The 25,583-nt window shown below is 51.7% G+C and carries 20 protein-coding genes and 6 tRNA genes; 3 read left to right on the top strand and 23 right to left on the bottom strand.

The window, feature by feature from the left end; all coding sequences use genetic code 11:
- Positions 1–7: 7 nt before the first annotated feature.
- The 3 genes from holA to leuS are packed head-to-tail and all read right to left on the bottom strand — an operon-like array spanning position 8 to position 4,289.
- Positions 8–1,048, bottom strand: coding sequence for a DNA polymerase III subunit delta (gene holA / locus AC0Z7K_RS03130; protein ID WP_485612735.1), 1,041 nt, complete (start codon positions 1,046–1,048; stop codon positions 8–10).
- Positions 1,045–1,692: an LPS assembly lipoprotein LptE gene (gene lptE, locus AC0Z7K_RS03125; RefSeq protein WP_485612734.1), complete on the bottom strand. Its 648-nt coding sequence runs from the start codon at positions 1,690–1,692 to the stop codon at positions 1,045–1,047. The genes holA and lptE overlap by 4 nt, the downstream gene beginning before the upstream one ends.
- 14 nt (positions 1,693–1,706) lie before the next feature.
- A complete protein-coding gene (leuS, locus tag AC0Z7K_RS03120; RefSeq protein WP_485612732.1) occupies positions 1,707–4,289 on the bottom strand; it encodes a leucine--tRNA ligase in 2,583 nt (860 codons plus the stop codon).
- 270 nt (positions 4,290–4,559) lie between these two features.
- Between leuS and AC0Z7K_RS03115 the strand changes: the two genes are divergently transcribed.
- Complete coding sequence (locus AC0Z7K_RS03115) at positions 4,560–5,054, top strand: zinc ribbon-containing protein (protein WP_112169019.1); 495 nt, start codon at positions 4,560–4,562, stop codon at positions 5,052–5,054.
- A 53-nt stretch (positions 5,055–5,107) separates the two neighbouring features.
- On the opposite strand, the gene AC0Z7K_RS03110 is transcribed toward AC0Z7K_RS03115, so the two are convergent.
- The 9 genes from AC0Z7K_RS03110 to miaB all read right to left on the bottom strand — a co-directional run bounded on the left by AC0Z7K_RS03110 (position 5,108) and on the right by miaB (position 14,543).
- Complete coding sequence (locus AC0Z7K_RS03110; RefSeq protein ID WP_112169018.1) at positions 5,108–5,833, bottom strand: amino acid ABC transporter ATP-binding protein; 726 nt, start codon at positions 5,831–5,833, stop codon at positions 5,108–5,110.
- On the bottom strand, positions 5,830–6,507 hold the full coding sequence (gene gltK / locus AC0Z7K_RS03105; protein WP_485612730.1) for a glutamate/aspartate ABC transporter permease GltK: 678 nt from the start codon (positions 6,505–6,507) through the stop codon (positions 5,830–5,832). The genes AC0Z7K_RS03110 and gltK overlap by 4 nt, the downstream gene beginning before the upstream one ends.
- Positions 6,508–6,509: 2 nt before the next feature.
- Complete coding sequence (locus AC0Z7K_RS03100) at positions 6,510–7,250, bottom strand: amino acid ABC transporter permease (protein WP_413528231.1); 741 nt, start codon at positions 7,248–7,250, stop codon at positions 6,510–6,512.
- A 194-nt stretch (positions 7,251–7,444) separates the two neighbouring features.
- Entirely contained in the window at positions 7,445–8,341 is an 897-nt protein-coding gene (locus tag AC0Z7K_RS03095) for an amino acid ABC transporter substrate-binding protein (RefSeq protein WP_112169015.1), read from the bottom strand.
- Positions 8,342–8,807: 466 nt separating this feature from the next.
- Positions 8,808–10,337 carry an apolipoprotein N-acyltransferase gene (lnt, locus tag AC0Z7K_RS03090; protein WP_485612728.1) on the bottom strand — a complete coding sequence of 510 codons (1,530 nt, stop codon included), beginning with the start codon at positions 10,335–10,337 and terminating at the stop codon, positions 8,808–8,810.
- Positions 10,338–10,344: 7 nt separating this feature from the next.
- Positions 10,345–11,223: a CNNM family magnesium/cobalt transport protein CorC gene (gene corC, locus AC0Z7K_RS03085; protein ID WP_056771527.1), complete on the bottom strand. Its 879-nt coding sequence runs from the start codon at positions 11,221–11,223 to the stop codon at positions 10,345–10,347.
- 110 nt (positions 11,224–11,333) lie between these two features.
- On the bottom strand, positions 11,334–11,807 hold the full coding sequence (gene ybeY, locus AC0Z7K_RS03080) for an rRNA maturation RNase YbeY (RefSeq protein WP_413528233.1): 474 nt from the start codon (positions 11,805–11,807) through the stop codon (positions 11,334–11,336).
- Positions 11,804–12,874 carry a PhoH family protein gene (locus AC0Z7K_RS03075; protein ID WP_485612726.1) on the bottom strand — a complete coding sequence of 357 codons (1,071 nt, stop codon included), beginning with the start codon at positions 12,872–12,874 and terminating at the stop codon, positions 11,804–11,806. The genes ybeY and AC0Z7K_RS03075 overlap by 4 nt, the downstream gene beginning before the upstream one ends.
- 244 nt (positions 12,875–13,118) lie before the next feature.
- Positions 13,119–14,543 (bottom strand): tRNA (N6-isopentenyl adenosine(37)-C2)-methylthiotransferase MiaB, encoded by a 1,425-nt coding sequence (gene miaB / locus AC0Z7K_RS03070; protein ID WP_413528235.1) that lies wholly within the window; start codon positions 14,541–14,543, stop codon positions 13,119–13,121.
- A 192-nt stretch (positions 14,544–14,735) separates the two neighbouring features.
- On the opposite strand from miaB, the gene ubiF reads away from it, so the two are divergent.
- On the top strand, positions 14,736–15,920 hold the full coding sequence (gene ubiF, locus AC0Z7K_RS03065) for a 3-demethoxyubiquinol 3-hydroxylase (protein WP_485612725.1): 1,185 nt from the start codon (positions 14,736–14,738) through the stop codon (positions 15,918–15,920).
- Between the two features lie 97 nt (positions 15,921–16,017).
- Here the strand turns inward: ubiF and AC0Z7K_RS03060 are convergent.
- From AC0Z7K_RS03060 to nagB, 11 genes are all read right to left on the bottom strand, one after another.
- Positions 16,018–16,092: transfer RNA gene (locus tag AC0Z7K_RS03060), tRNA-Gln, on the bottom strand.
- A 52-nt stretch (positions 16,093–16,144) separates the two neighbouring features.
- Positions 16,145–16,221, bottom strand: a tRNA-Met gene (locus tag AC0Z7K_RS03055).
- A gap of 91 nt (positions 16,222–16,312) precedes the next feature.
- Positions 16,313–16,387 (bottom strand) — tRNA-Gln (locus AC0Z7K_RS03050).
- A 65-nt stretch (positions 16,388–16,452) separates the two neighbouring features.
- Positions 16,453–16,527 (bottom strand) — tRNA-Gln (locus tag AC0Z7K_RS03045).
- A 23-nt stretch (positions 16,528–16,550) separates the two neighbouring features.
- Positions 16,551–16,635 (bottom strand) — tRNA-Leu (locus tag AC0Z7K_RS03040).
- Between the two features lie 7 nt (positions 16,636–16,642).
- Positions 16,643–16,719, bottom strand: a tRNA-Met gene (locus AC0Z7K_RS03035).
- A 228-nt stretch (positions 16,720–16,947) separates the two neighbouring features.
- Positions 16,948–18,612: an asparagine synthase B gene (gene asnB / locus AC0Z7K_RS03030; protein WP_485612724.1), complete on the bottom strand. Its 1,665-nt coding sequence runs from the start codon at positions 18,610–18,612 to the stop codon at positions 16,948–16,950.
- A gap of 349 nt (positions 18,613–18,961) precedes the next feature.
- On the bottom strand, positions 18,962–19,714 hold the full coding sequence (locus tag AC0Z7K_RS03025; protein ID WP_112169008.1) for an HAD-IIA family hydrolase: 753 nt from the start codon (positions 19,712–19,714) through the stop codon (positions 18,962–18,964).
- Positions 19,715–19,771: 57 nt separating this feature from the next.
- Complete coding sequence (nagC, locus tag AC0Z7K_RS03020) at positions 19,772–20,995, bottom strand: DNA-binding transcriptional regulator NagC (protein ID WP_485612722.1); 1,224 nt, start codon at positions 20,993–20,995, stop codon at positions 19,772–19,774.
- 20 nt (positions 20,996–21,015) lie between these two features.
- A complete protein-coding gene (gene nagA, locus AC0Z7K_RS03015) occupies positions 21,016–22,155 on the bottom strand; it encodes an N-acetylglucosamine-6-phosphate deacetylase (RefSeq protein ID WP_485612879.1) in 1,140 nt (379 codons plus the stop codon).
- A gap of 78 nt (positions 22,156–22,233) precedes the next feature.
- Entirely contained in the window at positions 22,234–23,034 is an 801-nt protein-coding gene (gene nagB / locus AC0Z7K_RS03010; protein WP_112169006.1) for a glucosamine-6-phosphate deaminase, read from the bottom strand.
- Between the two features lie 394 nt (positions 23,035–23,428).
- On the opposite strand from nagB, the gene nagE reads away from it, so the two are divergent.
- Positions 23,429–25,381 carry a PTS N-acetyl glucosamine transporter subunit IIABC gene (nagE, locus tag AC0Z7K_RS03005; RefSeq protein ID WP_413528237.1) on the top strand — a complete coding sequence of 651 codons (1,953 nt, stop codon included), beginning with the start codon at positions 23,429–23,431 and terminating at the stop codon, positions 25,379–25,381.
- Positions 25,382–25,583: the final 202 nt, after the last annotated feature.

Genomic DNA, 25,583 nt, shown 5'->3' with positions numbered 1-25,583 from the left:
TCCTGCGTCAGTACGAACCTTGTCCGACGAAGCTGACAGGTAAGGGTTTGCCACACAATAGCATGGAGAGGCTTTCCAGCTCCGGCCATACGGACTGGCCGTAATCCTGCTTGAGCGTGATTTCCATTTGCGTCAGCAAACGTACCGCCTGATTAAGATCCGCAAGGGATAAACGCTGTAAGGCCTGGGTTACCAGCGTACGTCTGTTCTGCCAGACTTTTTGTTGATCGAACAAAGTGCGCAGCGGTGTACTGTCCATTTTACGTTTCAGATTCAGCAACATAAGGAGTTCGCGTTGGACAGTGCGCAGCAAAATCACCGGCTCGCTGTCTTCCTGTTGCAGTTGACGCAAAATATGCCAGGCACGTTTACTTTTTCCCGCAAGCAGGGCGTCCAGCCAGTGATAAGGGGTGAAATGCGCTGCATCATTTACCGCATCTTCTACACGGGGCAGCGTCAGTTTGCCATCAGGATAAAGCAGTGACAGGCGTTCAAGAGATTGCGCCAAGGCCAGCAAATTACCTTCATAGCAATAGCACAGCAGCTGATTCGCCGGTTCATCAAGTTCAAGGGAAAGTTCTTTAGCGCGACGTGTCACCCAGCGGGGAAGTTGTGCCTGCTCAGGTGTCTGACAGCTGACAAAGACGCTTTTATCACTCAACGCTTTAAACCAGGCGCTGTTTTCCTGGCCTTTGGTAAGTTTGGTGCCGCGAAGTACCAGCAAAATGTCATCGTGCAACAGCGTGGTCAGCTTGAGCAGAGGTTCTGCCATCGGCGCCGTCGGGCCATTTTCCGGTAGGATCAGCATCAGTGTCTGACGGCTGGCGAACAAACTCAGCGCCTGGCAGATGCTGAAAATCGAATCCCATTCAGTATGGGCGTCGAGAATAAACGTGTAATGCTCCTGAAAATCAGCCAGCTGTGCCGCTTTGCGGATACTGTCCTGACTTTCCTGCAGAAGCAGAGGGTCGTTACCACATAATATATAACAAGCGCGCAGCCCCTCACGGAGCTGCGCGGCAAGTTGTTCCGGATAAACTCGGATCATTGTGCAGAAGTGCTGGCCGGTGCCGTTGATACCGGTGTGGTAACAGACGACGACGGCGTCATTGCATCAGAAGATTTGCTGGTGGAGGAGCCGGTAGTAATCACTTCTACCTTGCCATCCACCTCATCGGCTTTTCGCAACTCAGACGCATGAACCGACAACAGTTTACGGATTAATTGTTGTGCAATCTGCTGGCGCATCTCTTCGCGAATGATCTCCTGTTCGTTATCCTTCGCCAGCGCCGTCAACGGGTTGTCAAAGAATGAACGGAACACGATGGCATTGATCGGATAAATATCTTTACCCGGCATCAGAACCGTCGCACTGACACTCATTTGCATCTGATATTCAGCCGTTTTACCGTCCTGGAATACCGATGCAGTGCTTTGACCACTTGTTTCAGGACCAATTCGTAACGAAGGAATATCCTTACGCTCACCGGTTGGATCATCAACAATGGTCACGTTGCTCAGGCGCAACTGAGTACGAATATCACGCGTTAACGGACCGTAAGGATCCCCGCTGTCCAGAACGATAGTTTGCAGTTCGTCAGGCACATTGGTTTTTCCACGTAAATGGAATCCACAGCCCGCGGTAACCATGACTGATGCTGTCAGCAGCAGTGTCACTATACGATGTCGCACAGCTCCTCCTTGACTCAACCTACTACCAGGTTAAGCAGTTTGCCCGGGACGTAGATTACTTTGCGAACCGTAACCCCATCCAGATATTTAGCGACCAAATGTTCTTCTGCCGCACGCTCGCGCACTTGTTGCTCTGTAGCATCAGCGGCTACGGTGATTTTAGCACGCACTTTACCGTTCACCTGCACAACGACCAGTTTTGAGTCTTCGACCATTGCCTGTTCGTCAGCCTGCGGCCACGGCGCGGTATCCACATCACCTTCGCCTTTCAGTGCCTGCCACAGGCTGAAGCACACGTGCGGCGTGAATGGATAAAGCATACGAACTACCGCCAGCAGGGCTTCCTGCAGCAGAGCGCGATCTTGCTCGCTTTCCTGCGGCGCACGGCCCAGCTTGTTCATCAGTTCCATCACTGCCGCGATGGCGGTGTTGAAGGTCTGACGACGACCGATATCATCTGTCACTTTAGCGATGGTTTTATGCACGTCGCGACGCAGATCTTTTTGCGCTTCGTTGAGTGCTGCCACGTCGAGGGCAACGGTCGCGCCTTTTTCGGAATGTTCATAGGCCAGTTTCCAGACACGTTTCAGGAAACGGTTTGCGCCTTCCACGCCTGATTCCTGCCATTCCAGCGTCATTTCGGCCGGAGAAGCAAACATCATAAACAGACGTACGGTATCCGCGCCGTATTTCTCAACCATCACCTGAGGGTCGATGCCGTTGTTTTTAGACTTGGACATCTTGCTCATACCGGCATACACCAGCTCGCGACCCTCTGGATCGGTAGCTTTGGTGATACGGCCTTTTTCGTCACGCTCAACGGTCGCATCGACCGGAGAAACCCAGACACGTTCGCCGCTGTTGCCGGTGTAATAGAAGGCATCAGCCAGAACCATACCCTGACACAGCAAGCGTTTAGCCGGTTCGTCAGAATCGACCAGACCGGCATCGCGCATCAGTTTGTGGAAGAAGCGGAAATACATCAGGTGCATGATGGCGTGTTCAATACCACCGACATACTGATCAACCGGCAGCCAATAGTTGGCCGCAGCCGGATCCAGCATGCCTTCATCGTATTGCGGGCAGGTGTAACGCGCGTAGTACCAGGAAGACTCCATGAAGGTGTCGAACGTGTCGGTTTCACGCAGGCCTGGCATGCCGTTAACGATGGTTTTTGCCCACTCAGGATCGGCTTTGATCGGGCTGGTGATTCCGTCCATGACCACGTCTTCCGGCAAAATCACCGGCAGCTGATCTTCTGGCGTCGGAATAACGGTACCGTCTTCCAGAGTGATCATCGGGATTGGCGCGCCCCAGTAACGCTGACGGGAAACACCCCAGTCACGCAGACGATAATTGACTTTGCGCTGGCCCACGCCCTGCGCGACCAGTTTGTCGGCAATAGCATTGAAGCCGTCTTCATGGCTCAGACCGTCAAACTCGCCTGAATTGAACAGCGTACCTTTGTCGGTCATGGCTTCTGCCGTGACGTCCGGCTGGCTGCCGTCGAGGGTCAGGATGACCGGTTTGATTTGCAGATTGTATTTGGTGGCGAATTCCCAGTCGCGCTGGTCATGGCCCGGAACGGCCATGACCGCACCTGTGCCGTATTCCATCAGAACGAAGTTAGCGACCCAAACTGGCAGCTTTTCACCGGACAGCGGGTGAATTGCATACAAGCCAGTGGCCATGCCTTTTTTCTCCATCGTCGCCATTTCTGCTTCGGCAACTTTGGTATTGCGGCATTCGTCGATGAATTCAGCCAGCGCAGGGTTATTCACTGCGCCTTGTTGCGCCAGAGGGTGCCCGGCGGCAACCGCAACGTAGGTCGCGCCCATGAAGGTGTCAGGACGGGTGGTGTAAACCGTGACTTTCTCGTCGCTGTCAGCCACGTCAAAAGTGATTTCGACACCTTCGGAGCGGCCGATCCAGTTACGCTGCATGGTTTTGACCTGCTCTGGCCAGCTTTCCAGCGTGTCCAGATCGTTCAGCAGCTGGTCGGCGTAAGCGGTGATTTTGATAAACCACTGCGGAATTTCTTTGCGCTCAACCTTGGTATCACAACGCCAGCAGCAGCCGTCAATCACCTGTTCGTTCGCAAGAACGGTCAGGTCATGCGGGCACCAGTTCACTGCGGATGTCTTCTTATAAACCAGGCCTTTTTCGTACAGCTTGGTGAAGAACCACTGTTCCCAGCGATAGTAATCCGGCTTGCAGGTCGCGATTTCGCGATCCCAGTCATAGCCGAAGCCCAGCAGTTTTAGCTGGTTCTTCATATATTCGATGTTTTCGTACGTCCACGGCGCAGGGGCGGTATTGTTTTTCACCGCGGCACCTTCAGCTGGCAGGCCGAAAGCATCCCAGCCGATTGGCTGCAGAACGTTTTTACCGAGCATGCGCTGATAACGGGAAATCACATCACCGATGGTGTAGTTGCGCACGTGCCCCATATGGAGGCGGCCTGACGGGTAAGGCAACATGGAGAGACAGTAATATTTCTCCTTGCCAGGCTGTTCGGTAACTTTGAAGGTTTGCTTCTCTTGCCAGTGAAGCTGAACGTGTGACTCGATGTCTTCTGGACGGTATTGCTCTTGCATGGCGGCCGGTGGTCCTGTGAGTGAAAACAGCTACGCCTGTAGCTCAAAAAGTTTTAATCAAAAGATCCGCATAGCATAGCTGATAAGCAGAGGCGGCAACAACACCCAGCGACGGGCTAAGGGGGATTTCTGCCTCCTTATGCCCCATTATTCGCAAACTGCGAAGCAGCCCGGGATAATCTTCACAACGGATCAGGGATTTACGACTAAAATAAAGACAAGTAAACATCTGCCGGGCGAACGGTCATGTCAGTTCAAGGAGAGGAAATAATGAGCAATATTACTCAAAATTACCGTCAGTTAGTGACGTCGCTGACAGAGCGATTGAAAAATGGGGAACGGGATATCAGTGCGCTGGTGCAAGATGCGCGCGTCCGCCTGCAGGACGAAGGGCAACTGTCTGAAATTCAGATTGAACAGCTCACCTCTGCGGTGCGGCGTGATTTGCATGAGTTTGCCCGCAATTATACGGAGAATCAGCAAGCGGAGAAGGATGACGGCACGGACAGCGTTTTTATGCGGGTTATCAAAGAGAGCCTGTGGAAAGAGCTGGCGGACATGACGGACAAAACCCAGCTAGAATGGAAAGAAGTCTTTAAGGACGTCAATCATCACGGGGTTTATCACAGCGGGGAGGTCGTGGGGCTCGGCAATCTGGTGTGTGAAAACTGCCAATTTAGTCTTGCGGTGTATACGCCAGAAATCCTCAGTAAATGCCCGAAATGCGGCCATACTGAATTCTCACGTCACGCGTTCGAGCCTTAATCTGCAGACTGCCTGCTCCTGCAACAGCCGGGAGCAGGCAGACTCTTCTCTTATCAGTGCAGGATTTTCGCCAGGAAATCACGGGCACGATCGGATTGCGGGTTATTGAAGAAGTCGTCTTTGTTACGGTCTTCCACAATCTTCCCTTCATCCATGAAAATTACGCGGTTTGCCACTTTACGGGCGAAGCCCATTTCGTGGGTGACCACCATCATCGTCATGCCTTCGTTCGCAAGCTCTACCATCACGTCCAGTACTTCGTTGATCATCTCAGGATCGAGCGCCGACGTTGGTTCATCAAACAGCATGGCAATCGGATCCATACACAACGCACGGGCGATAGCCACACGTTGCTGCTGACCGCCAGAGAGCTGGCCAGGGAACTTGTTGGCGTGGGCAGATAATCCCACGCGATCCAGCAGTTTCAGCCCTTTATCTTTGGCTTCCGCTTTGTCGCGTTTCAGTACTTTCACCTGCGCCAGCGTCAGATTGTCGATGATCGACAGATGCGGGAACAGTTCGAAATGCTGGAAAACCATGCCCACTTTCGCGCGCAGTTGCGCCAGATTGGTTTTCTTATCGTTAACCGGCGTACCGTTAACCAGAATCTCACCTTTCTGCACCGGCTCAAGGCCGTTGACGGTTTTGATCAGCGTCGATTTACCTGACCCGGAAGGGCCGCAGACCACCACAACTTCACCTTTTTTAACTTCGGTGCTGCAATCGGTGAGCACCTGAAAGTGCCCGTACCATTTAGAAACATTCTTCAGTGAAATCATGAAACGGTCCTTTTCTTCAAATAACGCACCAGCAAGGAAGCACAAAGGCTGATAACAAAATAAATAAGTCCTGCAAACAGCACCATCTCCACCAGCGTACCGTCGCGGTCGCCGATGTTAGAGGCGCTGCGGAAGAAGTCTGCGAGGCCCAGCACGTAAACCAGCGAGGTATCCTGGAACAGAACGATCGCCTGAGTGAGCAGCAAAGGCACCATTGCGCGGAAAGCCTGCGGTAGGATAACCAGCTTCATTGACTGCCACTGTGTCATACCCAGCGCCAGCGCGGCGGAAGATTGCCCGCGTGCGATACTTATGATCCCGGCACGAATAATTTCTGAGTAATAGGCGGCTTCAAACAGGGCAAACGCCACCATCGCGGAAATCAGACGGATATCGGTTTTCGACGACAGGCCGAGTACTTTTTGCAGGAAGCCCGGCACGATCAGGTAGAACCACAACAGCACCATGACCAATGGCACGGCGCGGAACAGGTTCACGTAGCCCGTTGCAAACCATCTGACCGGGGCAAACGTCGACAGGCGCATCACGGCGAGCAGTGTGCCCCAGAGAATACCCACAACAATCGCCAGTGAGGTTATCTTCAGGGTGATGACCATGCCTTGCCACAGATAGGGCAGGCCGGGGCCAATAGAACTCCAGTCAAATTCATGCATGATTATTTACCTCCCATGTTGCCCGGCAGGCGGACTTTACGTTCTACAAAGTGCATCAGCAGCATAATCACCGCATTGATAAGCACGTAGGCAACGGTAATGGCAGTAAATGATTCATACGCATGCGCAGAGTAATCCAGCAATTTACCGGCCTGCGCGGCCATATCGACCAGACCGATGGTCGAGGCGATCGCGGAGTTTTTCACCAGGTTGACCATTTCTGAGGTCATTGGCGGCACGATGACGCGATAGGCGTTGGGCAGCAGTACATAACGGTAGGTCTGAGGCAGCGTCAGCCCCATCGCCAGACCGGCGTTACGCTGGCCGCTCGGGAGTGACTGGATGGCGGCACGAACTTGCTCGCACACGCGGGCAGCAGTAAACAGGCCGAGACAAATCATCGAGGAGGTGAAGAACTGCACGTCCGGCGCGAGTTCTGATTTAAACCACATACCGATATTTTCGGGCAGCAGCTCAGGCACCACCAGATACCAAATGAAGAATTGCACAATCAGCGGCACATTACGGAAGAGTTCAACGTAACAGGTACCGATGCCAGAGAGAAAACGGTTGGGAACGGTACGCAGGATACCGAACAGAGAGCCGATGAAGAAAGCGATGATCCAGGCGCAAATCGACAGCGCGACCGTGACCTGAAATCCATTCCAAATCCAGCCCAGATAGGTGGTATTACCGAAGGGGGCTTGTTGCAAAAAGATGCCCCAGTTCCAATCTATTGACATAAAAACTCCATGACGCGGGTAATAAACTACCCCTCTGAGTGATGACGTAACCAAAAACGTGGGTGAGTGACGGAAAAAATGCGGGGTGGGGAACGACCACCCCGCATCCGGTCTGCCTGTCCTTTCGGACCATCATCACAAGCTGGTTGGCCAGCCTTTATTTTTAATACCCGGTACTACCCGTCTGCTACTAATTACAGTGCTTTGTCGTTTGGTGCTTTGAACAGGGCTTTCATGTCATCGGACAATTCAAAGTTCATGTTCAGGTTTTTCGGAGGAATAGGTTTTTTGAACCAGGTTTCAAACCACTTGGTGGCTTCACCGGAGGTCTGCGCCTTCACAATGGTGTCATCAACCAGTTTTTTGAATTCCGCATCGTCTTTACGCATCATGCAGCCATAAGCTTCTTTCGACTGCGGTGTGCCGACGATATCCCAGTTATCCGGTTTTTTGGCTTTCGCACGTTCGCCAGCCAGCAGGGCATCATCCATCATGAACGCAACGGCACGGCCGGTTTCCAGCGTACGGAAGGAGTCACCGTGGTCTTTGGCGCTGATAATGCGCAGGTCCAGTTTCTTCTCTTCGTTCAGTTTATTGAGCAATACTTCAGAGGTCGTCCCGGAAGTCACCACCACGGTTTTACCTTTCAGATCAGCAAAATCTTTAATGTCTGACCCTTTTTTGACTAGCAGACGGGTGCCGATCACGAAGATGGTGTCTGAGAAGGCGGCTTGCTGCTGGCGCTCCAGATTGTTAGTCGTAGAACCACACTCAAAATCGAACGTGCCGTTTTGCAGCAGCGGGATACGGTTCTGAGAAGTGATTGGCATCATTTTTACTTGCAGGTTCGGCAGGTCCAGCTTCTTCTTGACGGCGTCAACGATAGCGTTGGAGTAGTCCTGTGAATAACCTACGACTTTCTGTTCGTTGTTGTAGTAAGAGAATGGCACTGAGGATTCGCGGTGACCCACGACGATAACGCCATTGTCTTTAATTTTCTTCAGAGTGCCGGTCAGTTCTTCCGCGTGGGCAAAGCTGCTTGCGGCAACGCTTGCCAACAGTACTGATAACGCCAATTTGCGCAATTGCATGTCCAACTCCTTGCTGTCATTAGGGATCCAAACTCAGGGATCAGAAAGTGCTAATGCCTCGTCATATGAAGCTAGAAAATAGCTGAATGTGAAATTTATGAAACTAAATTGTTTCTTTTTTGAGACGCGACGCGCACCAAATCAAAGCAATTAACCGGCTATGCACTGTGAGGGTGCATGAGGAATAGCCTTTTTGTATCAAAATGATGCACAGCGTCAAAAAAAGTCACTAATCAGATATCTTTCAATTAGATGAAGCAAGACTCATGCCAGATGACCTGATTTAACCTCGAAGGCAAACAAAAAGTCAGCGCTTAATACCGCCGTTTGGACAATCGGCAGCAGGTTAACGGGAGGGATTTTCGGCAACAGGGAAGGGGATGCGACAAAAAAGAACAGGCGCTCAGCGCGCCTGTTCAGTCAGCATTGTTTTTAAAGACTTATCAGTACAGAAAATAGGAGGGACTCAGGCTTTACGCCGGCCAAGCCACAGGGCGACAGAGGCCATCACCAGAGTCGCAAACCAGACTGGCCACCAGCCGACGCGGGCATAAGGCGTCATACCGGTTGTCGGCGTGACTTTTACATTCAGTACTTCACGGGTGAACTGCGGGATTTCAGCGGTCACATCGCCCTGAGCATTCACCACGGCAGTGACGCCGTTGTTGGTGCTGCGCAGCAGCGGACGTCCCAGTTCCAGAGAACGCATGCGCGCCATCTGGAAATGCTGCCAGGGACCAATAGAATGGCCGAACCAGGCATCGTTGGAGATTGTCAGCAGGAAGTTGGTATCAGGCTGCATGTTATCGCGCACCTGTTCGCCAAACACCACTTCGTAACAAATTGCCGTTGTGAGATTCAGGCCGCTGACAATCAGCGGTTTCTGCACATAATCACCACTGGTCAGGCCTGACATCGGTAAATCAAAGAACGGTGCAAGCGGGCGCAGAATCGTTTCTAACGGAACAAACTCACCGAACGGTACCAGATGATGTTTATTAAAACGGTTGTCATCGGGATAACGATAAGTCTGTTCACCGCCGAGTACTATCGCGCTGTTGTAGACTTTCATGCCTTGTTCGTTACGGCGTGCATCAATAATACCGGTCACCAGCTGCGTGCCATGAGAACGGTAAATGTTGTCCACCATACTCAGGAAAGCTTGCTGATCGGATTCGATATCGGAAATCGCCGATTCCGGCCAAATGATCATCCTGGATTTGCCAAGGTAGGGGCGGCTGAGATCCAGATAGGTTTGCAAGGCACTTTCCAGCGCTTTCGGATCCCATTTCATCGACTGGGGAATGTTGCCCTGAACCAGTGCTATATCCACGGCTTTGTCCGGCTGTTCCTGATACCAGTGAACATAGCGCAGCGGCCACGGCAGTAACAGCATTGCCAGCGCAATCACGGCCGGTGTGATGCGGCGCTGAAGAAGGGCATACACCAGCAGGCCGCTCAGGGAGGTTAGCAACAACGTAATGCCGTTCACCCCGGCGATGGGCGCCAGACCTTTCAACGGGCCGTCGATCTGGCTGTAACCAAATTGCAGCCACGGAAAACCGGTCAGTACCCAGCCACGCAGGAAGTCGGTGATTTGCCATAAGGCAGGCGCGGCGAGAGCCAGTTTCCACCACGTTGTTTTTGGCCATAGTTTGCTGAATACGCCTGCGAATAGCATGATGTAAAGCGAGAGGTACGCCGCCAGCAGAACCACCAGAAACAGGTTGATGGCTTCCGGCATGCCGCCAAACGTCGCAATACTGACATAGACCCAGTTTACGCCTGAACCAAATAAACCCATCCCCCAGAAGAAACCGATCCATGCGGACTGCGCAGGGCGGCGGTCTGACGTTAATGCCAGCAGGCCGCAAAGCGAAACAATCGCCGCAGGCCAGAAGTCATAAGGGGAAAAGGCGAATGTGCCACAGGCACCGAATAAAAGCGCCAGCAGGACGCGAACCCGCTGGCGTTGGTATAAAGAGGCAATTGCCATGGAGTAATTATTCTTCCAGTATCGGTTGCGGCGCGTCGTCCGGTATTTTTACGTGAACCTGAATGATACGGCGGCTGTCAGCCATCGCAACCTTGAACAGGTAACCGTCAATTTCAATGCTCTCGCCACGGGCCGGTAAATGGCCGAATGACTGCATCACCAAACCACCAATGGTATCGACTTCGTCATCACTGTAATTCGTCTGGAACACTTCATTGAAGTCTTCGATAGGTGCCAGCGCGCGGACGGTGTAGGTATGGCGGCTGAGCTGTCGGATATCCAGATCCTCAGCTTCGTCATACTCATCGTCGATTTCACCGACAATCAATTCAAGAATGTCTTCTATGGTCACCAGACCGGAAACGCCGCCGAACTCATCGACAACAATCGCCATGTGGTAACGCTGGGACCGAAACTCTTTCAGCATGCGGTCGACACGTTTGCTTTCAGGAACCACCACAGCGGTTCTCAGCACTTTATCGATGCTGAATGGCTCAGACGTTGTGCGCATAAATGGCAGCAAGTCTTTGGCCATCAGGATGCCTTCAATGTGATCCTTATCTTCGCTGATCACCGGGAAGCGTGAGTGGGCAGATTCGATGATGACATCGAGGCACTCTTCCAGCGGCTGATTGCGTTTAAGCGTGATCATTTGTGAACGCGGGATCATGATGTCCCGGACGCGCTGCTCGGCGATATCCATCACACCTTCCAGCATGTCACGGGTATCGGGGTCGATCAGATCGTTTTGTTCTGAGTCACGGATAAGCTCAACCAGGTCGCCACGATTTTTAGGTTCACCGTGAAAAAGCTGGCTAAGGATAAGGGAAAAGAAGCCCTTCTTGGGACTGGGGCTGTCACTATTTTGTGAATGGTCATCGCTCATGGCGTTTGGTTTGTTTTACTCGTAGTAGTGAAAAAATATTTAGCCAGCTTAGTAAACGCGGCGCAAGGGTGAAATTCCCTTCCGCCGTGTTGCTATTGACTGCGCTAATCTCAGTTATCTTCTTTCTCTGAAATATACGGGTCCGGATAACCCAGCCCCTGCATGATTTCAGTTTCAATCGATTCCATCTCTTCGGCTTCTTCGTCAACGATATGGTCGTACCCCAGCAAATGCAAACTGCCGTGGATCACCATATGTGCCCAGTGAGCCAATAACGTTTTTTCCTGCTCTTTAGCCTCTTTCTCGACGACCTGACGACAAATAATCAAATCACCCAGCAGCGGCATCTCCATACCCGGAGGTGCTTCGAACGGGAAGGATAACACGTTGGTCGGTTTATCCATGCCACGATACGTCATATTAAGTTCATGGCTTTCAGGGATATCCACCACACGGATGGTTACCTCTGATTCTTCCTGAAACTGCGGAAGCACCGCCTCCAGCCAGGTCTGAAAGTCATTTTCTGACGGTAAACCTGCAGCATCTTCGCAGGCAATTTGTAAATCGAGGATTACCGTATTCATTGACTGACCTGTTGGGAGGAATTGTGTTCGTGTTTTCGCTCAGCGGCAATCGCATCACGGCGTTTCTGATCTTCTTCTTCCCAGGCTTCATAGGCGACAACAATGCGCGCCACGACCGGGTGGCGAACCACGTCTTCGCTGTGGAAGAAGTTGAAGCTCAGTTCTTCGACCGACGACAGTACTTCAATCGCATGGCGCAGGCCTGACTTCTGATGGCGCGGAAGGTCAATCTGAGTGACGTCACCGGTGATCACCGCTTTGGAGTTAAAACCAATACGGGTCAGGAACATCTTCATCTGTTCGATGGAGGTGTTCTGGCTTTCATCCAGAATGATAAAAGCGTCGTTGAGTGTTCGTCCGCGCATGTAGGCCAGTGGTGCAACTTCAATCACGTTGCGTTCAATCAGCTTTTCTACCTTCTCAAAGCCAAGCATTTCGAACAGGGCGTCATAGAGCGGACGCAAATACGGGTCTACTTTCTGGCTAAGATCGCCAGGCAGGAAGCCGAGTTTTTCACCGGCTTCCACCGCAGGGCGGGTCAGCAGAATGCGACGCACTTCCTGACGCTCCAACGCATCAACCGCAGCGGCTACCGCCAGATAGGTTTTACCCGTACCCGCAGGCCCAATACCGAAAGTGATGTCATGATCGAAAATATTGGCGATGTACTGCGCCTGATTTGGCGTGCGCGGTTTCACCATGCCACGTTTGGTCTTGATGATGACCGATTTACCGTAATCCGGTACGCTTTCAGCGGTTTGTTCCAGCACCCGGCTTTCTTTAATCGCCAGATGGATTTTTTCGGGATTGATGTCCTGCGTCTCACCGCGCACCGGCGCCGTGTCTACATATAAGTCACGCAGGATGTCGGCGGCGGCAGCGACGGCCAGACTTTTGCCGACCAGTTTAAATGCGTTATCACGACGGTTGATTTCAACGCCCAACCGGCGTTCCAGTTGTTTGATGTTGTCATCAAACGGCCCGCACAGGCTCAGCAGGCGCTGATTGTCTTCGGGCTCCAGTAAAATCTCTTGTGTTACAACGTTCAAACTATTCCTCTGGGCCACTCTGGACCTGTTGCGATGTTACCCGACTGCACATTGCTTTCAGCCGTTCACCATACCTGAGTTAATAATACATGCCCTTGGCAAAATATGCTGCGTCGCGGTGACAGTTGCAGATGCCTTCATCCGAATATGCGGCCTTTCTCGGAAAATTAAACCCTCAAGGCCTTAGCGCTGCACAAATTCTCAATAGAAACAGGACGCCGAAGCGCCCTGTGAATGTGCTGCCATACATCATCGTGATGGCTCAGGGTTGATACATTCCAACGCCTAATTCATTCTCCTTACGGGTGCGTGCGATGACTGACTGCGGAGACTCATGTAGGCGCAGCGCCATTTGCTCTTCTGTACGCACCACCACGCCACGCAATGAGTTGGTGTAGACATCAACGATTTCCACATCGACAAATTTGCCAATCATATCCGGTGTGCCTTCGAAATTGACCACGCGGTTACACTCGGTGCGGCCGGTCAGTTCCATAATATCTTTTCGCGAGGTGCCTTCGACAAGAATGCGCTGAACGGTGCCCAGCGTGGCGCGGCTAAAACGCATCACCTGTTGCGTGATCCGCTCTTGTAAAAGCGCCAGACGCTGTTTTTTCTCGTCCATTTTGACGTCATCCACCATGTCCGCCGCCGGCGTGCCCGGGCGCGGAGAATAGATGAAACTGAAACTGACGTCGTAATTTACCTGCGCAATCAAGTCCATCGTGCGTTCGAAATCGTCGTTGGTTTCGCCGGGGAAACCGATAATGAAGTCAGAGCTGAAATGGATATCCGGACGCGCGGCGCGTAATTTGCGAATAGTCGATTTATATTCCAGCACCGTATGCGGACGCTTCATCATCGTTAAAATACGATCCGAACCGCTCTGAATAGGCAGGTGCAGGAAGCTGACCACCTCAGGCGTGTCTTTATAAACGTCGATAATATCGTCAGTGAATTCAACCGGGTGGCTGGTGGTGAAGCGGATGCGGTCAATGCCATCAATCGTGGCCACCAGACGGAGCAATTCAGCAAAGGTGCAGATGCCTCCTTCATAGGCTTCGCCGCGATAGGCATTCACATTCTGGCCGAGCAGGTTCACTTCACGCACGCCCTGTGCCGCCAGCTGAGCGACTTCAAACAGAACGTCATCACACGGGCGGCTGACTTCTTCGCCACGGGTGTAAGGCACTACGCAGAAGCTACAATACTTATTGCAACCTTCCATGATCGAGACGAATGCTGTCGGGCCATCGGCGCGGGGTTCCGGCAGGCGGTCGAATTTTTCAATTTCGGGAAAGCTGATGTCTACCACCGGGCTGTGCGTGCCGCGGACATGATTGACCATTTCCGGCAGGCGGTGCAGGGTTTGCGGGCCGAAAACGATATCCACGCACGGTGCGCGCTTGCGTAATAATTCGCCTTCCTGCGATGCCACGCAGCCGCCGACGCCAATAATCACGTCCGGGTTTTTCTTTTTGAGTAATTTCCAGTGTCCGAGCAGGCTGAACACTTTCTCCTGCGCTTTCTCCCTGATTGAACAGGTGTTCAGCAGCAGAATATCCGCCTCTTCGGCATTATCTGTGAGCTGGTAACCGTGGGTGCTTTCGAGAAGGTCGGCCATTTTGGATGAATCATATTCATTCATCTGGCAGCCCCAGGTTTTTATGTGCAGTTTTTTAGTCATCAGCGTGTCAGTACTCGAAACGAAGGAAAATACGGGTGTTTGGCAATGCCGCAGCGCAGAGCGCAATTCAGAAGCACTATTGTAAACCCTCACTCCGGTGGTGACCAGCGCAGGAAAGCAGCTTAGGTCCTGATGCTGACTCAAAAATCCGGTACACTTTGTTTAATGAACTGAATAAAAAGCCGGAATAAAATGAATAATTCTGAGAAGTTATTTGATGCCGTGATCGTCGGCGGTGGCATGGTAGGCGCCGCTGCGGCTCTGGGACTTGCGCAGCAGGGGCTTGAAGTGGCATTAATCGAGAATGAAGAGCCTGCCGTGTTTGACCCGTCAGCGTCCGCTGATTTAAGAATTTCCGCTATTGGCTGCGCGTCGGTGCGTTTTCTCAGGAAACTTGGCGCATGGCCAGCTGTTGAGCAAATGCGCTCTGTGCCATACCGTCGGCTGGAAACCTGGGAGGTCGATGGTTCCGAAGTAAAGTTTGATGCGCAATCACTCGGGCTGCCGGAGCTGGGATTCATGGTCGAGAACCGCGTGCTCCAGCGGGCGCTATGGCAGCAATTTGATGGTTTCTCAAATCTGACCCGCTTTTGCCCGGCCAAACTGCGCCATCTTTTACAGCATGACGACAAAACCTGGTCGCTTCAGCTGACGACGGGTGAACTGCTGCACACGCAGTTGGTGGTCGCCGCCGATGGTGCGAATTCGCTGGTGCGCCAGTTGGCAGGGATCGGCGTGGATGGCTGGCAATACCGGCAGAACTGTATGCTGATTAACGTCGAGACCGAAACGCCAGATCAGGATGTCACCTGGCAGCAATTTTTCCCTTCAGGCCCGCGTGCATTTTTGCCGCTGTTTGACCATCAGGCATCGCTGGTCTGGTACGACAGCCCGCAGCGTATCCGTTATCTGCAAACACTGAGCATGAAACAACTGACCACCGAAGTCATGCAGGCATTTCCGGCACGGCTTGGGAAGGTCACCGCGTTGTCTTCGGGCGCTTTCCCGCTGGTCCGGCGTCATGCGCAGCGTTATGTCTTACCGGGGCTGGCGCTGGTGGGCGATGCGGCACATACCATTAATCCGCTGGCCGGACAGGGCGTAAATCTCGGTTACCGGGATGTCGACGCGTTGCTGTCGGTGCTTGAAAAAGCGCGAGAGGGCGGCGAAGCGTGGGGCAGTGAGCGCGTGTTGCTGCGCTATCAGCGCCAGCGCCGTCTGGATAATTTGATGATGCAAAGCGGAATGGACTTGTTTTATACCGCTTTCAGCAATGATTTAGCGCCGGTAAAAGTGTTGCGTAATCTGGCGCTGATGACTGCTGAGCGGGCAGGTGGTCTGAAAACCAGAGCATTAAAATACGCACTGGGGATTTAATGAAAAAAGGCTGACGTTAAAAAACGATCAGCCTTTTGAATCTGTTTTTAAATAGCAGAAAAGCAAAAGGCCCGAATATATTCGGGCCTTTCTAATGTGGCTGGGGTGCCAGGATTCGAACCTGGGTATGCTGGTATCAGAAACCAGAGCCTTACCGCTTGGCGACACCCCAATGGTATTTCTTACTTCTTTCTACAACCTGCTTAAAACGCTCAGTTGTAAAATGGTGGCTACGACGGGATTTGAACCTGTGACCCCATCATTATGAGTGATGTGCTCTAACCAGCTGAGCTACGTAGCCAAATTTTACTGATTTACTTCAAAACTTCAAGCACTAATTTAACTAACTTAATAATAAATTTCAAGTGCTTACCAATTAAAAGAGAGAAGTATGGCTGGGGTACCTGGATTCGAACCAGGGAATGCTGGTATCAAAAACCAGTGCCTTACCGCTTGGCGATACCCCAACAGTACAACTTCTTCAAACTGGGTTTTCTTCACTCACATATCAAAAATATGACGAGGAAAGAAATGGCTGGGGTACCAGGATTCGAACCTGGGAATGCTGGTATCAAAAACCAGTGCCTTACCGCTTGGCGATACCCCAACTGTGCTACCGATGTCTGGAAATGGTGCGGGAGGCGAGACTTGAACTCGCACACCTTGCGGCGCTAGAACCTAAATCTAGTGCGTCTACCAATTTCGCCACTCCCGCAAAAAGATGGTGGCTACGACGGGATTCGAACCTGTGACCCCATCATTATGAGTGATGTGCTCTAACCAACTGAGCTACGTAGCCATCTTTTTTCGCGCTACCTTCATCGGCGTTGCGGGGCGCATTATGCGTATATGACCGATTTGCGTCAACACCTTTTTTGGAGAAAAAGCCCTGATGGCGTCCATTTGTCTGGCTTATAACCACTCTGGTGATTAATTGGGCAAAAGACATTATTTTTACTGGCTTTACACATAAAAAAATGGACCTAAAGAGGCCCATTTATGAGAAAGAGATTAATCCGACAATCGGTTATTTATAAGCAGACTGATGAACGCCTACCGCACGGCCGGAAGGGTCATCCATGTTTTTAAACGCTTCATCCCACTCGATCGCTTTCGCTGAAGAACAGGCCACTGAAGGACCGCCAGGGACGCATTCTGCGGCGCTTGGTACCGGGAACAGCTCTTCAAAGATCGTGCGGTACAGATAGCCTTCTTTAGACGTTGGCGTGTTGTACGGGAAACGGAAATGCGCCGTTTCGAGCTGTTGATCGGTGATCTGCTGAGACGCCACTTCTTTTAACGTATCGATCCAACTGTAGCCCACGCCGTCGGAGAACTGTTCTTTCTGACGCCATGCGACGCTGTGGGGTAAATAAGACTCGAAACATTCACGCAGGATATGTTTTTCCATCTTGCCGTTGCCACACATTTTGTCTTTCGGGTTCAGGCGCATAGCCACGTCGAGGAATTTTTTGTCCAGGAACGGTACGCGCGCTTCCACGCCCCATGCTGACATCGCTTTGTTGGCACGCGCGCAGTCATACATATGCAGTGCCAGCAGTTTACGCACGGTTTCTTCATGGAATTCTTTGGCGTTTGGTGCTTTATGGAAGTACAGGTAACCGCCCAGCACTTCATCGGCACCTTCGCCGGATAACACCATTTTGATGCCCATTGCTTTGATTTTACGAGACATCAGATACATCGGCGTTGAGGCGCGAATAGTGGTCACGTCGTACGTTTCGATGTGGTAAATCACATCGCGGATAGCGTCCAGACCTTCCTGCACGGTGAAATGAATTTCATGGTGCACGGTACCTAAATGCGTGGCGACTTCCTGTGCAGCGCGCAAATCCGGAGAACCTTCCAGACCGACGGCAAAGGAGTGAAGCTGCGGCCACCAGGCTTCGCTTTGATCTTTATCTTCGATGCGGCGACCGGCAAATTTCTTGGTAATCGCAGAAATCACCGAGGAATCCAGACCACCGGAGAGCAGTACGCCGTAAGGCACATCGGACATCAGGTGGCTTTTTACGGACTCTTCCAGCGCGTCTTTCAGTGCTTTAGCATCAGTGACGTTGTCTTTAACATTGTCATAATCGAACCAGTCGCGGTGGTAATATTCGCGGATTTCGCCGTCTTGGCTCCACAGATAGCTGCCTGCCGGGAACTCTTTGATGGTGCGGCAAACCGGCACCAGCGCTTTCATTTCGGAAGCCACATACATGTTGCCGTGTTCGTCGTAGCCCATGTACAGCGGGATGATGCCCAGATGATCACGGCCAATCAGGTATGCATCTTTTTCTGTGTCATACAAAATGAAGGCGAACATGCCTTGCAGCCCATCGAGGAAGTCGTGACCTTTTTCCTGATACAGCGCCAGAATGACTTCGCAGTCAGAGGCAGTCTGGAATTCATACTTGTCGCCTAATTCAGCGCGCAGTGCCTGATGGTTGTAGATTTCACCGTTAACGGCCAGAACGTGGGTATGTGCTGCGTTGTACAGCGGTTGCGCGCCGTTGTTGACGTCGACAATCGACAGACGCTCGTGAGATAAAATCGCTTTATCGCTGGCAAATACGCCGGACCAGTCTGGTCCGCGGTGGCGCATCAGGCGCGAAAGTTCCAGCGCTTTTTTGCGCAGCTCGACGGAGTCAGTTTTAATATCGAGCACACCGAAAATTGAACACATAAGTCTTTCTCCCTAACGTTTCTCTGGCTGTCATTTTTATGAGGGTCAACGTTGCCGTTCTTTCTGTTTTAGTCTGGCGATGTTGCGTTGCTGACTATGAAAATGCGTCAAAACCCCCATGCTGTGCAAGCGGTTTAACACTCTTATGAGAAATAGTATGTTCTGGGGCGAAGATCTTTAGCGAATTATCAGTTTAATGATGGATTTATTGATGAATCGTCATTTATATTGCGAAAAATTGAGATGGCAACAAAAAAACAGGAAAGTGGATATAAAACAATCAATAAGATGAAAAAAAACGAGCCAGAACAGGCGTCCTGACTCGTTTTCAAAGACTTAACACACGACATTAAATGATGTCTATATCGGCAACCGAAGGATAAATCCACGTCGGGCGAAAAGGCATCCCCTCAATATCGTTCAGTGTGGAAACGCCGGACAGCACCAGAATGGTTTCTAAACCCGCCTGAAAACCGGCCAAAATATCAGTACGCAAATTGTCGCCGACAATCACCGTGCCATCAGAATGCGCCTGCATTTTATTGAGGGCAGAGCGGATGATCCACGGGCTCGGTTTACCGACATAAAAGGGTTTGCGGCCAGTGATTTTTTCGATAGGGGCACACAGCGCGCCACAGGCCGGGGTAAATCCGTGGCCGTGGTTATCCGGATTCGTGGCGATAAAGCGCGCACCGTTGGCGACGAAGAACGCTGCTTTATGGATCATGTCCCAGTTATAAGAGCGGGTTTCGCCAACAATCACAAAGTCAGGATTGATGTCGGTAATGGTGAAACCGGCTTTATATAATTCGTGGATCAGCGCACCTTCGCCAACGACGTAGGCTTTCTTGCCTTCCTGACGTTTCAGGAAATCAGCGGTGGCCATTGCCGAGGTAAAGAAGGCACTTTCCGGCACATCCAGACCTGCTGCGCTGAAGCGGTTTGCCAGATCTTGCGCGGTCTGGGAAGGGTAGTTAGTGAGAATGACCAGAGGCATTCCCTGTTCCTGAATACGGGCGAGAAATTTGTCTGCGCCGGGTACTGCGGTGTTGTCGTGCAACAGCACGCCATCAATGTCACAGATTACATTCTTTATCGTCATGATTTCTAAACCCACTTTTCCAGCTCCATTTCTGGCAGCCAAAGACTATAGCACGTCTTAATTTTCCAGCAGACGCTGTAAAAGAACACCATTGAGCATCGCGCGTTTAACCAGCGCAAAGGCGCCAATCGCCGACCGATGATTCAGTTCCGAGGTCACCACCGGCAAATTACGGCGGAAATCCTTCAGCACCTGCGCATTGATACAGTTCTGAATGGCAGGCAGCAGCACTTTATCGGCTTCGGTAATTTCACCGGCGATCACCACTTTCTGCGGGTTAAACAAGTTGATGGCAATAGATACCGCTTTACCCAACTGGCGCCCGACGTGATCGATGACTTCCGTGGCCAGCGCATCATGGCGGTTTGCCGCTTTGCAAATAGCGGTAATCGAACAGTCATTGAGGCTGAGCTTGCTGGCATAGCCCTGGGTCAGGAGATGACGCACGCGATTTTCAATGGCGGCGTTGGCAGCGACGGTTTCCAGACAACCGAAATTCCCGCAATGGCAGCGCTCGCCCAACGGGTCTATCTGAATGTGTCCGATCTCACCGACGTTGCCGTTACTGCCAAGGAATATCTGTCCGTTAACGATAATCCCGGCACCCGTTCCGCGATGTAAACGAACCAAAATAGAATCCTGACAGTCGCGGGTTGCACCGAAGTAGTGCTCGGCGAGAGCCAGACTTCGAATATCGTGGCCAACGAAACTGGTCACTTTGAACCGGGCTTCCAGTGCATCCACTAACTTCCACGCACCGACGCTGATATGCGGCATGTAGCGAACGATGCCTTTATTCGGATCGACTAAGCCAGGAAGGATGACGGAAATGGCAATGAGCTCGCGAATTTTGCGTTGATTCAGCTCGATAAATTGCGCGATCGACTCAAACAGTGCGTTCTCCAGCGTTTCCTGAGTGCGTTCCGGCAGGGCGTAATGTTGTTCGGCCAGTGATTTAGCGCTCAGATCATAGAGCGTGATGGTTGCGTCATGGCGACCCAGACGGACAGCAATGGTATGAAACGGGCGGGCTTCGGTGATGATAGATATGGCGCGACGGCCCCCGGTGGACGCCTGTTGTTCCACCTCTTTAATCAGGCCGCGCTCAAGTAACTGTCGGGTGATTTTGGTAACACTGGCGGGCGCGAGCTGGCTCACGTCGGCGATCTGAATGCGCGATATGGGCCCCTGCTGATCAATCAGGCGGTAAACCGCCGCGCCGTTTAACTGCTTAACCAGATCAACGTTGCCGATTTGTGCCTGCTGTCCGCCAGTTGTCATCAATACTTTTATCCGCTCAATTAAACTTCGTCACCGTTAACGATAGTTTTTGTGATTTTAAAATCATGAGTGAACGCGGTGAGGTTGGCGACTTTACCTGCTTCGATGCTGCCTAATCGGTCATCGAAACCAATCGCACGTGCCGGATAAAGCGATGCCATACGCAATGTTTCATCCAACGCGATCCCGACATGTTCGACGCTGTTTTGTACCGCTTCAATCATTGTCAGCGCCGAGCCGCTCAGTGTTCCGTTCTCGTCCACACAGAGTCCATCACGGTAGTATATTGTTTTACCGGCAAAAATGAACTCATCAATATTTGCCCCCGCTGGCGCGGTAGCATCGGTGACCAGTACCAGCTTGTCGCCTTTAAGCTTTTTCGCGTTGCGGATATTCGCCCAGTCCACGTGCAGACCGTCGGCGATGACACCGGTATAGACTTCTGGCGTATCAAAAATTGCACCAATCAGGCCAGGCTGGCGGCCGGTAATGGCCGGCATTGCATTATAAAGGTGCGTAGCAAAGGAGATTCCGGCGGCAAAACCTGCGCGCGCCTGCTCATACGTTGAGTTGGAATGGCCTGCTGACACCACAATGCCCGCATCACGCAGCTGGCGAATGTAATTTGCATCGACCTGCTCGGGCGCGAGGGTGAGTTGGGTAATCACCTCGGCGTTGGCACACAGAAAATCAATCATCGCGCTGTCTGGCAGGCGGATAAAGGCCGGATTGTGGGTGCCTTTTTTCACCGGGCTCAGATATGGCCCTTCGAGGTGCAGACCCAGCGCCTGATTTGGATATTTTTCCAGATAAGTGCGCATGACGCTGATACCGTGTTTCATGTAGTCATCGCTACAGGTGATAAGCGTCGGCAGGTAACTGGTACAGCCGGATTTTTCGTTGGCTTTCTGCATGATTTCTAACGTTTCTATGGAAATAGCTTCCAGAGAATCGTTGAACTGCACGCCACCGCAACCGTTCAGTTGCAGATCGATAAATCCGGGGGCAAGAATGGCACCGTCCAGACTGCGGGTTTCCACATTTGCCGGCAGCTCGCTGACCGGACAGACACGTTCGATTTTGCCATCGGCAATCACGACTGCGTGGTTATCCAAAACGTCGTGACCGGTATAAATCCGGCAGTTAATTAAAGCGTACATCATGCCCCCATTCCCCTTCATCTTTCGAGCCGCAGCCATCACAGCTGCGACTCAAATGATTTTGGGGATTCAGTTAAATTAAAGATTTTTCATATTTTCCGCTTCTAACTCGCGGAAATATTTAACAGTTTTGACTTTCAGTTCCATGGTGGACGGTTCGTCACATACCATCACGGCTTTAGCGTGCAGTTGCAGACAGCTGATGGTCCACATGTGGTTAATGTTGCCTTCAACCGCCGCTTCCAGAGCCTGCGCTTTCGCGTGACCGGTAACCAGAATCATCACTTCTTCTGCATCCAGCAGCGTACCCACGCCAACGGTCAGGGCGTATTTTGGCACCTGAGACACATCGTTGTCGAAGAAACGGGAGTTCGCGATACGGGTTTCGTGCGTCAGCGTTTTGATACGCGTACGGGAAGCCAGCGAAGAAGCAGGTTCGTTGAAAGCAATGTGACCGTCGTTGCCCACGCCACCCATGAACAGGTTAATTTTGCCGTAGGATTTAATTTTTGCTTCGTACTGACGACATTCTTCGTCAATATCTGGCGCATTACCATTTAGCAGGTTGATGTTTTCGCTTGGAATATCAACGTGATCAAAGAAGTTTTTGTACATGAAGGTATGATAGCTCTCAGGGTGTTCCTGTGGCAGGCCAACATATTCATCCATGTTAAAGGTTACGACGTTTTTGAAGCTAACCTGGCCTGCTTTATGCATGGCGATAAGGTGTTTGTAAGCTTCAAGTGGGGTACCACCGGTAGGAAGGCCCAGAATGAAAGGACGTTCGGCAGTCGGTTTGAAGGCATTGATACGTTCAACGATATGTCGTGCAGCCCATTTGCCAACTTCAGTGGTGGTGTTTAAAGGAATCAGTCTCATCACGTACCTCTAGTTTCAGAATATTGAATATACTGTTTATACCCTTAGTCGTAACGAATGACTTCGGATATACGTAGACAAAGCTAAAGCAAAGTTCTTCGATTCAAAGGCGGTCTTGTTAAGCGTAAACCACCGTGAAAGTTTATGGATGGCACAATACCGTCTAGATTTTTTTAATAATAAAATAAGTTTTGTGTGTTGACCAGTCTGATGGCATGTTATCACCTCTTTTTGGTGACAATTATCACAAAAAGAGAGGTTTTAATTTGCGATACGAAATAATCTTTTTACACTCGCAGTGCAGTCGGTTAAATCGGAACGGTTAACAGTAAAGGTAGTAACCATACTAATTAAACTACTTAGGTGATTCGCCTGACGGCGGATAGGGGGAAATGTGAATATTCTTGGATTCTTTCAGCGTTTAGGCAGAGCGCTTCAGCTGCCGATAGCCGTACTACCGGTCGCTGCGTTATTGCTGCGCTTCGGACAGCCTGATCTTCTTAACATGCCTTTCATCGCGCAAGCCGGTGGCGGGATTTTTGATAACCTCGCATTAATCTTCGCTATCGGTGTGGCGTCGAGCTGGTCTAAAGACAACGCGGGTGCGGCTGCATTAGCCGGCGGTATCGGTTACTTCATCCTGACCAAAGCGATGATCACCATCAACCCGGCCGTTAATATGGGTGTGCTGGCGGGTATCATCACTGGTCTGGTCGGCGGTATGGTTTACAACCGCTGGTCTGACATCAAACTGCCTGACTTCCTGAGCTTCTTCGGTGGGAAACGTTTCGTTCCTATCGCAACCGGCTTCTTCTGTCTGGTTCTGGCCGCTATCTTCGGTTACGTCTGGCCTCCGGTGCAGGATGCAATCCGTGCCGGTGGTGAGTGGATCGTGGGCGCTGGCGCATTCGGAGCGGGCATCTTCGGTTTCGTTAACCGTCTGTTGATCCCAACCGGTCTGCACCAGGTACTGAACACCATCGCATGGTTCCAGATTGGTGATTTCACCAACGCTGCCGGTACCGTGTTCCACGGTGACATCAACCGCTTCTACGCGGGTGACGGCACGGCGGGGATGTTCATGTCCGGCTTCTTCCCAATTATGATGTTCGGTCTGCCAGGTGCGGCATTTGCCATGTACTTCGCAGCGCCTAAAGAACGTCGTCCATTGGTCGGTGGTATGCTGGTTTCCGTAGCGGTGACTGCATTCCTGACAGGTGTAACTGAGCCATTAGAATTCCTGTTCATGTTCCTCGCTCCGCTGCTTTATTTAGTGCACGCCATCCTGACCGGGATCAGCCTGTACGTCGCAACGGCTCTGGGTATTCACGCAGGCTTCTCCTTCTCTGCGGGTGCTATCGACTATGCGTTGATGTACAACCTGCCGGCGGCAAGTAAAAACGTGTGGATGTTGCTGGTGATGGGCGTTGTGTTCTTCATCATCTACTTCGTTCTGTTCAGCGTGATTATCCGCATGTTCAATCTGAAAACGCCGGGTCGTGAAGACGACATTGAAAACATGGGCGCGCCGGAAGCGAACAGTAATACCGAAGAAGGCCTGAACCAGCTGGCGCTGAGTTACATCGGTGCACTGGGAGGTTCTGACAACTTCAAAGGGATTGATGCCTGTATTACCCGTCTGCGTCTGAACGTGAAAGATGCCGGCACCGTGGATGATGCCGCGTGTAAACGCCTTGGCGCATCCGGCATCGTTCGTCTGAATAAACAAAGCATTCAGGTTATCGTTGGTGCAAAAGCCGAATCTCTGGCAGATGCTATGAAGAAAGTGATTGCACGTGGCCCGGTCGCAGCAGGTGTGGCAACGGCTGCGCCGGTAGTGACCACCAAAACGGCCCCTCAGGCAGTGCCAAACACGATGAAAACCGTGGTGGAGACGCTGGTGTCTCCGGTAACGGGTGATGTTGTGGCGCTGGATCAAGTGCCTGATGAAGCCTTCGCCAGCAAAGCTGTCGGCGACGGCGTTGCGATCCGTCCGACCGGTAAAACCGTGGTCTCGCCTGCTGCGGGGACTATTGTTAAAATCTTCAATACCAATCATGCCTTCTGTCTGGAAACCGTTTCTGGTGCTGAAATTGTGGTTCACATGGGGATTGATACCGTCACGCTCAATGGTAAGGGCTTTACCCGCCTGGTCGAAGAAGGCGCGACGGTGACTGCCGGTCAGCCTGTTCTGGAACTGGATCTGGACTATCTGAACGCCAATGCGCGCTCAATGATAAGCCCGGTTGTGGTCAGCAATATCGATGATTACACCGGTGTTGTTTCTCTGGCGAGCGGTTCCGTGGTGGCCGGCCAGACCAAACTGTTCGACATTCAGGGCAAATAATCTTTTTGTCTGAGTGAAGCAGTTTCAGAAAGCACTGTTTTAAAAAAGACAGTCAGAACGGGAAGAGAGCGATCTCTTCCCGTTTTTTATTGTTTTCGGACAGCCCGCAAAGGGATAACCACGATTTTATGCAACTAACGGTTGTTTCCCGACGTGGCTTGTTGGAACATAAGCGGTTATCCGTAGAGTCAATGTTGCGTAG

The sequence above is a fragment of the Rahnella sp. 1L-D-7-B-C2 genome (assembly GCF_057290995.1).
The sequence above is the reverse complement of the archived record's forward strand: the minus strand, read 5'-3'. Positions and strand labels throughout refer to the sequence as shown.

Coding starts and splice junctions, on each gene's coding strand:
- holA (WP_485612735.1), bottom strand. CDS start 1,048: ATGATCCGAGTTTATCCGGAACAACTTGCCGCGCAGCTCCGTGAGGGG.
- leuS (WP_485612732.1), bottom strand. CDS start 4,289: ATGCAAGAGCAATACCGTCCAGAAGACATCGAGTCACACGTTCAGCTT.
- AC0Z7K_RS03115 (WP_112169019.1), top strand. CDS start 4,560: ATGAGCAATATTACTCAAAATTACCGTCAGTTAGTGACGTCGCTGACA.
- AC0Z7K_RS03110 (WP_112169018.1), bottom strand. CDS start 5,833: ATGATTTCACTGAAGAATGTTTCTAAATGGTACGGGCACTTTCAGGTG.
- gltK (WP_485612730.1), bottom strand. CDS start 6,507: ATGCATGAATTTGACTGGAGTTCTATTGGCCCCGGCCTGCCCTATCTG.
- AC0Z7K_RS03100 (WP_413528231.1), bottom strand. CDS start 7,250: ATGTCAATAGATTGGAACTGGGGCATCTTTTTGCAACAAGCCCCCTTC.
- AC0Z7K_RS03095 (WP_112169015.1), bottom strand. CDS start 8,341: ATGCAATTGCGCAAATTGGCGTTATCAGTACTGTTGGCAAGCGTTGCC.
- lnt (WP_485612728.1), bottom strand. CDS start 10,337: ATGGCAATTGCCTCTTTATACCAACGCCAGCGGGTTCGCGTCCTGCTG.
- corC (WP_056771527.1), bottom strand. CDS start 11,223: ATGAGCGATGACCATTCACAAAATAGTGACAGCCCCAGTCCCAAGAAG.
- ybeY (WP_413528233.1), bottom strand. CDS start 11,807: ATGAATACGGTAATCCTCGATTTACAAATTGCCTGCGAAGATGCTGCA.
- miaB (WP_413528235.1), bottom strand. CDS start 14,543: ATGACTAAAAAACTGCACATAAAAACCTGGGGCTGCCAGATGAATGAA.
- ubiF (WP_485612725.1), top strand. CDS start 14,736: ATGAATAATTCTGAGAAGTTATTTGATGCCGTGATCGTCGGCGGTGGC.
- asnB (WP_485612724.1), bottom strand. CDS start 18,612: ATGTGTTCAATTTTCGGTGTGCTCGATATTAAAACTGACTCCGTCGAG.
- AC0Z7K_RS03025 (WP_112169008.1), bottom strand. CDS start 19,714: ATGACGATAAAGAATGTAATCTGTGACATTGATGGCGTGCTGTTGCAC.
- nagC (WP_485612722.1), bottom strand. CDS start 20,995: ATGACAACTGGCGGACAGCAGGCACAAATCGGCAACGTTGATCTGGTT.
- nagA (WP_485612879.1), bottom strand. CDS start 22,155: ATGTACGCTTTAATTAACTGCCGGATTTATACCGGTCACGACGTTTTG.
- nagB (WP_112169006.1), bottom strand. CDS start 23,034: ATGAGACTGATTCCTTTAAACACCACCACTGAAGTTGGCAAATGGGCT.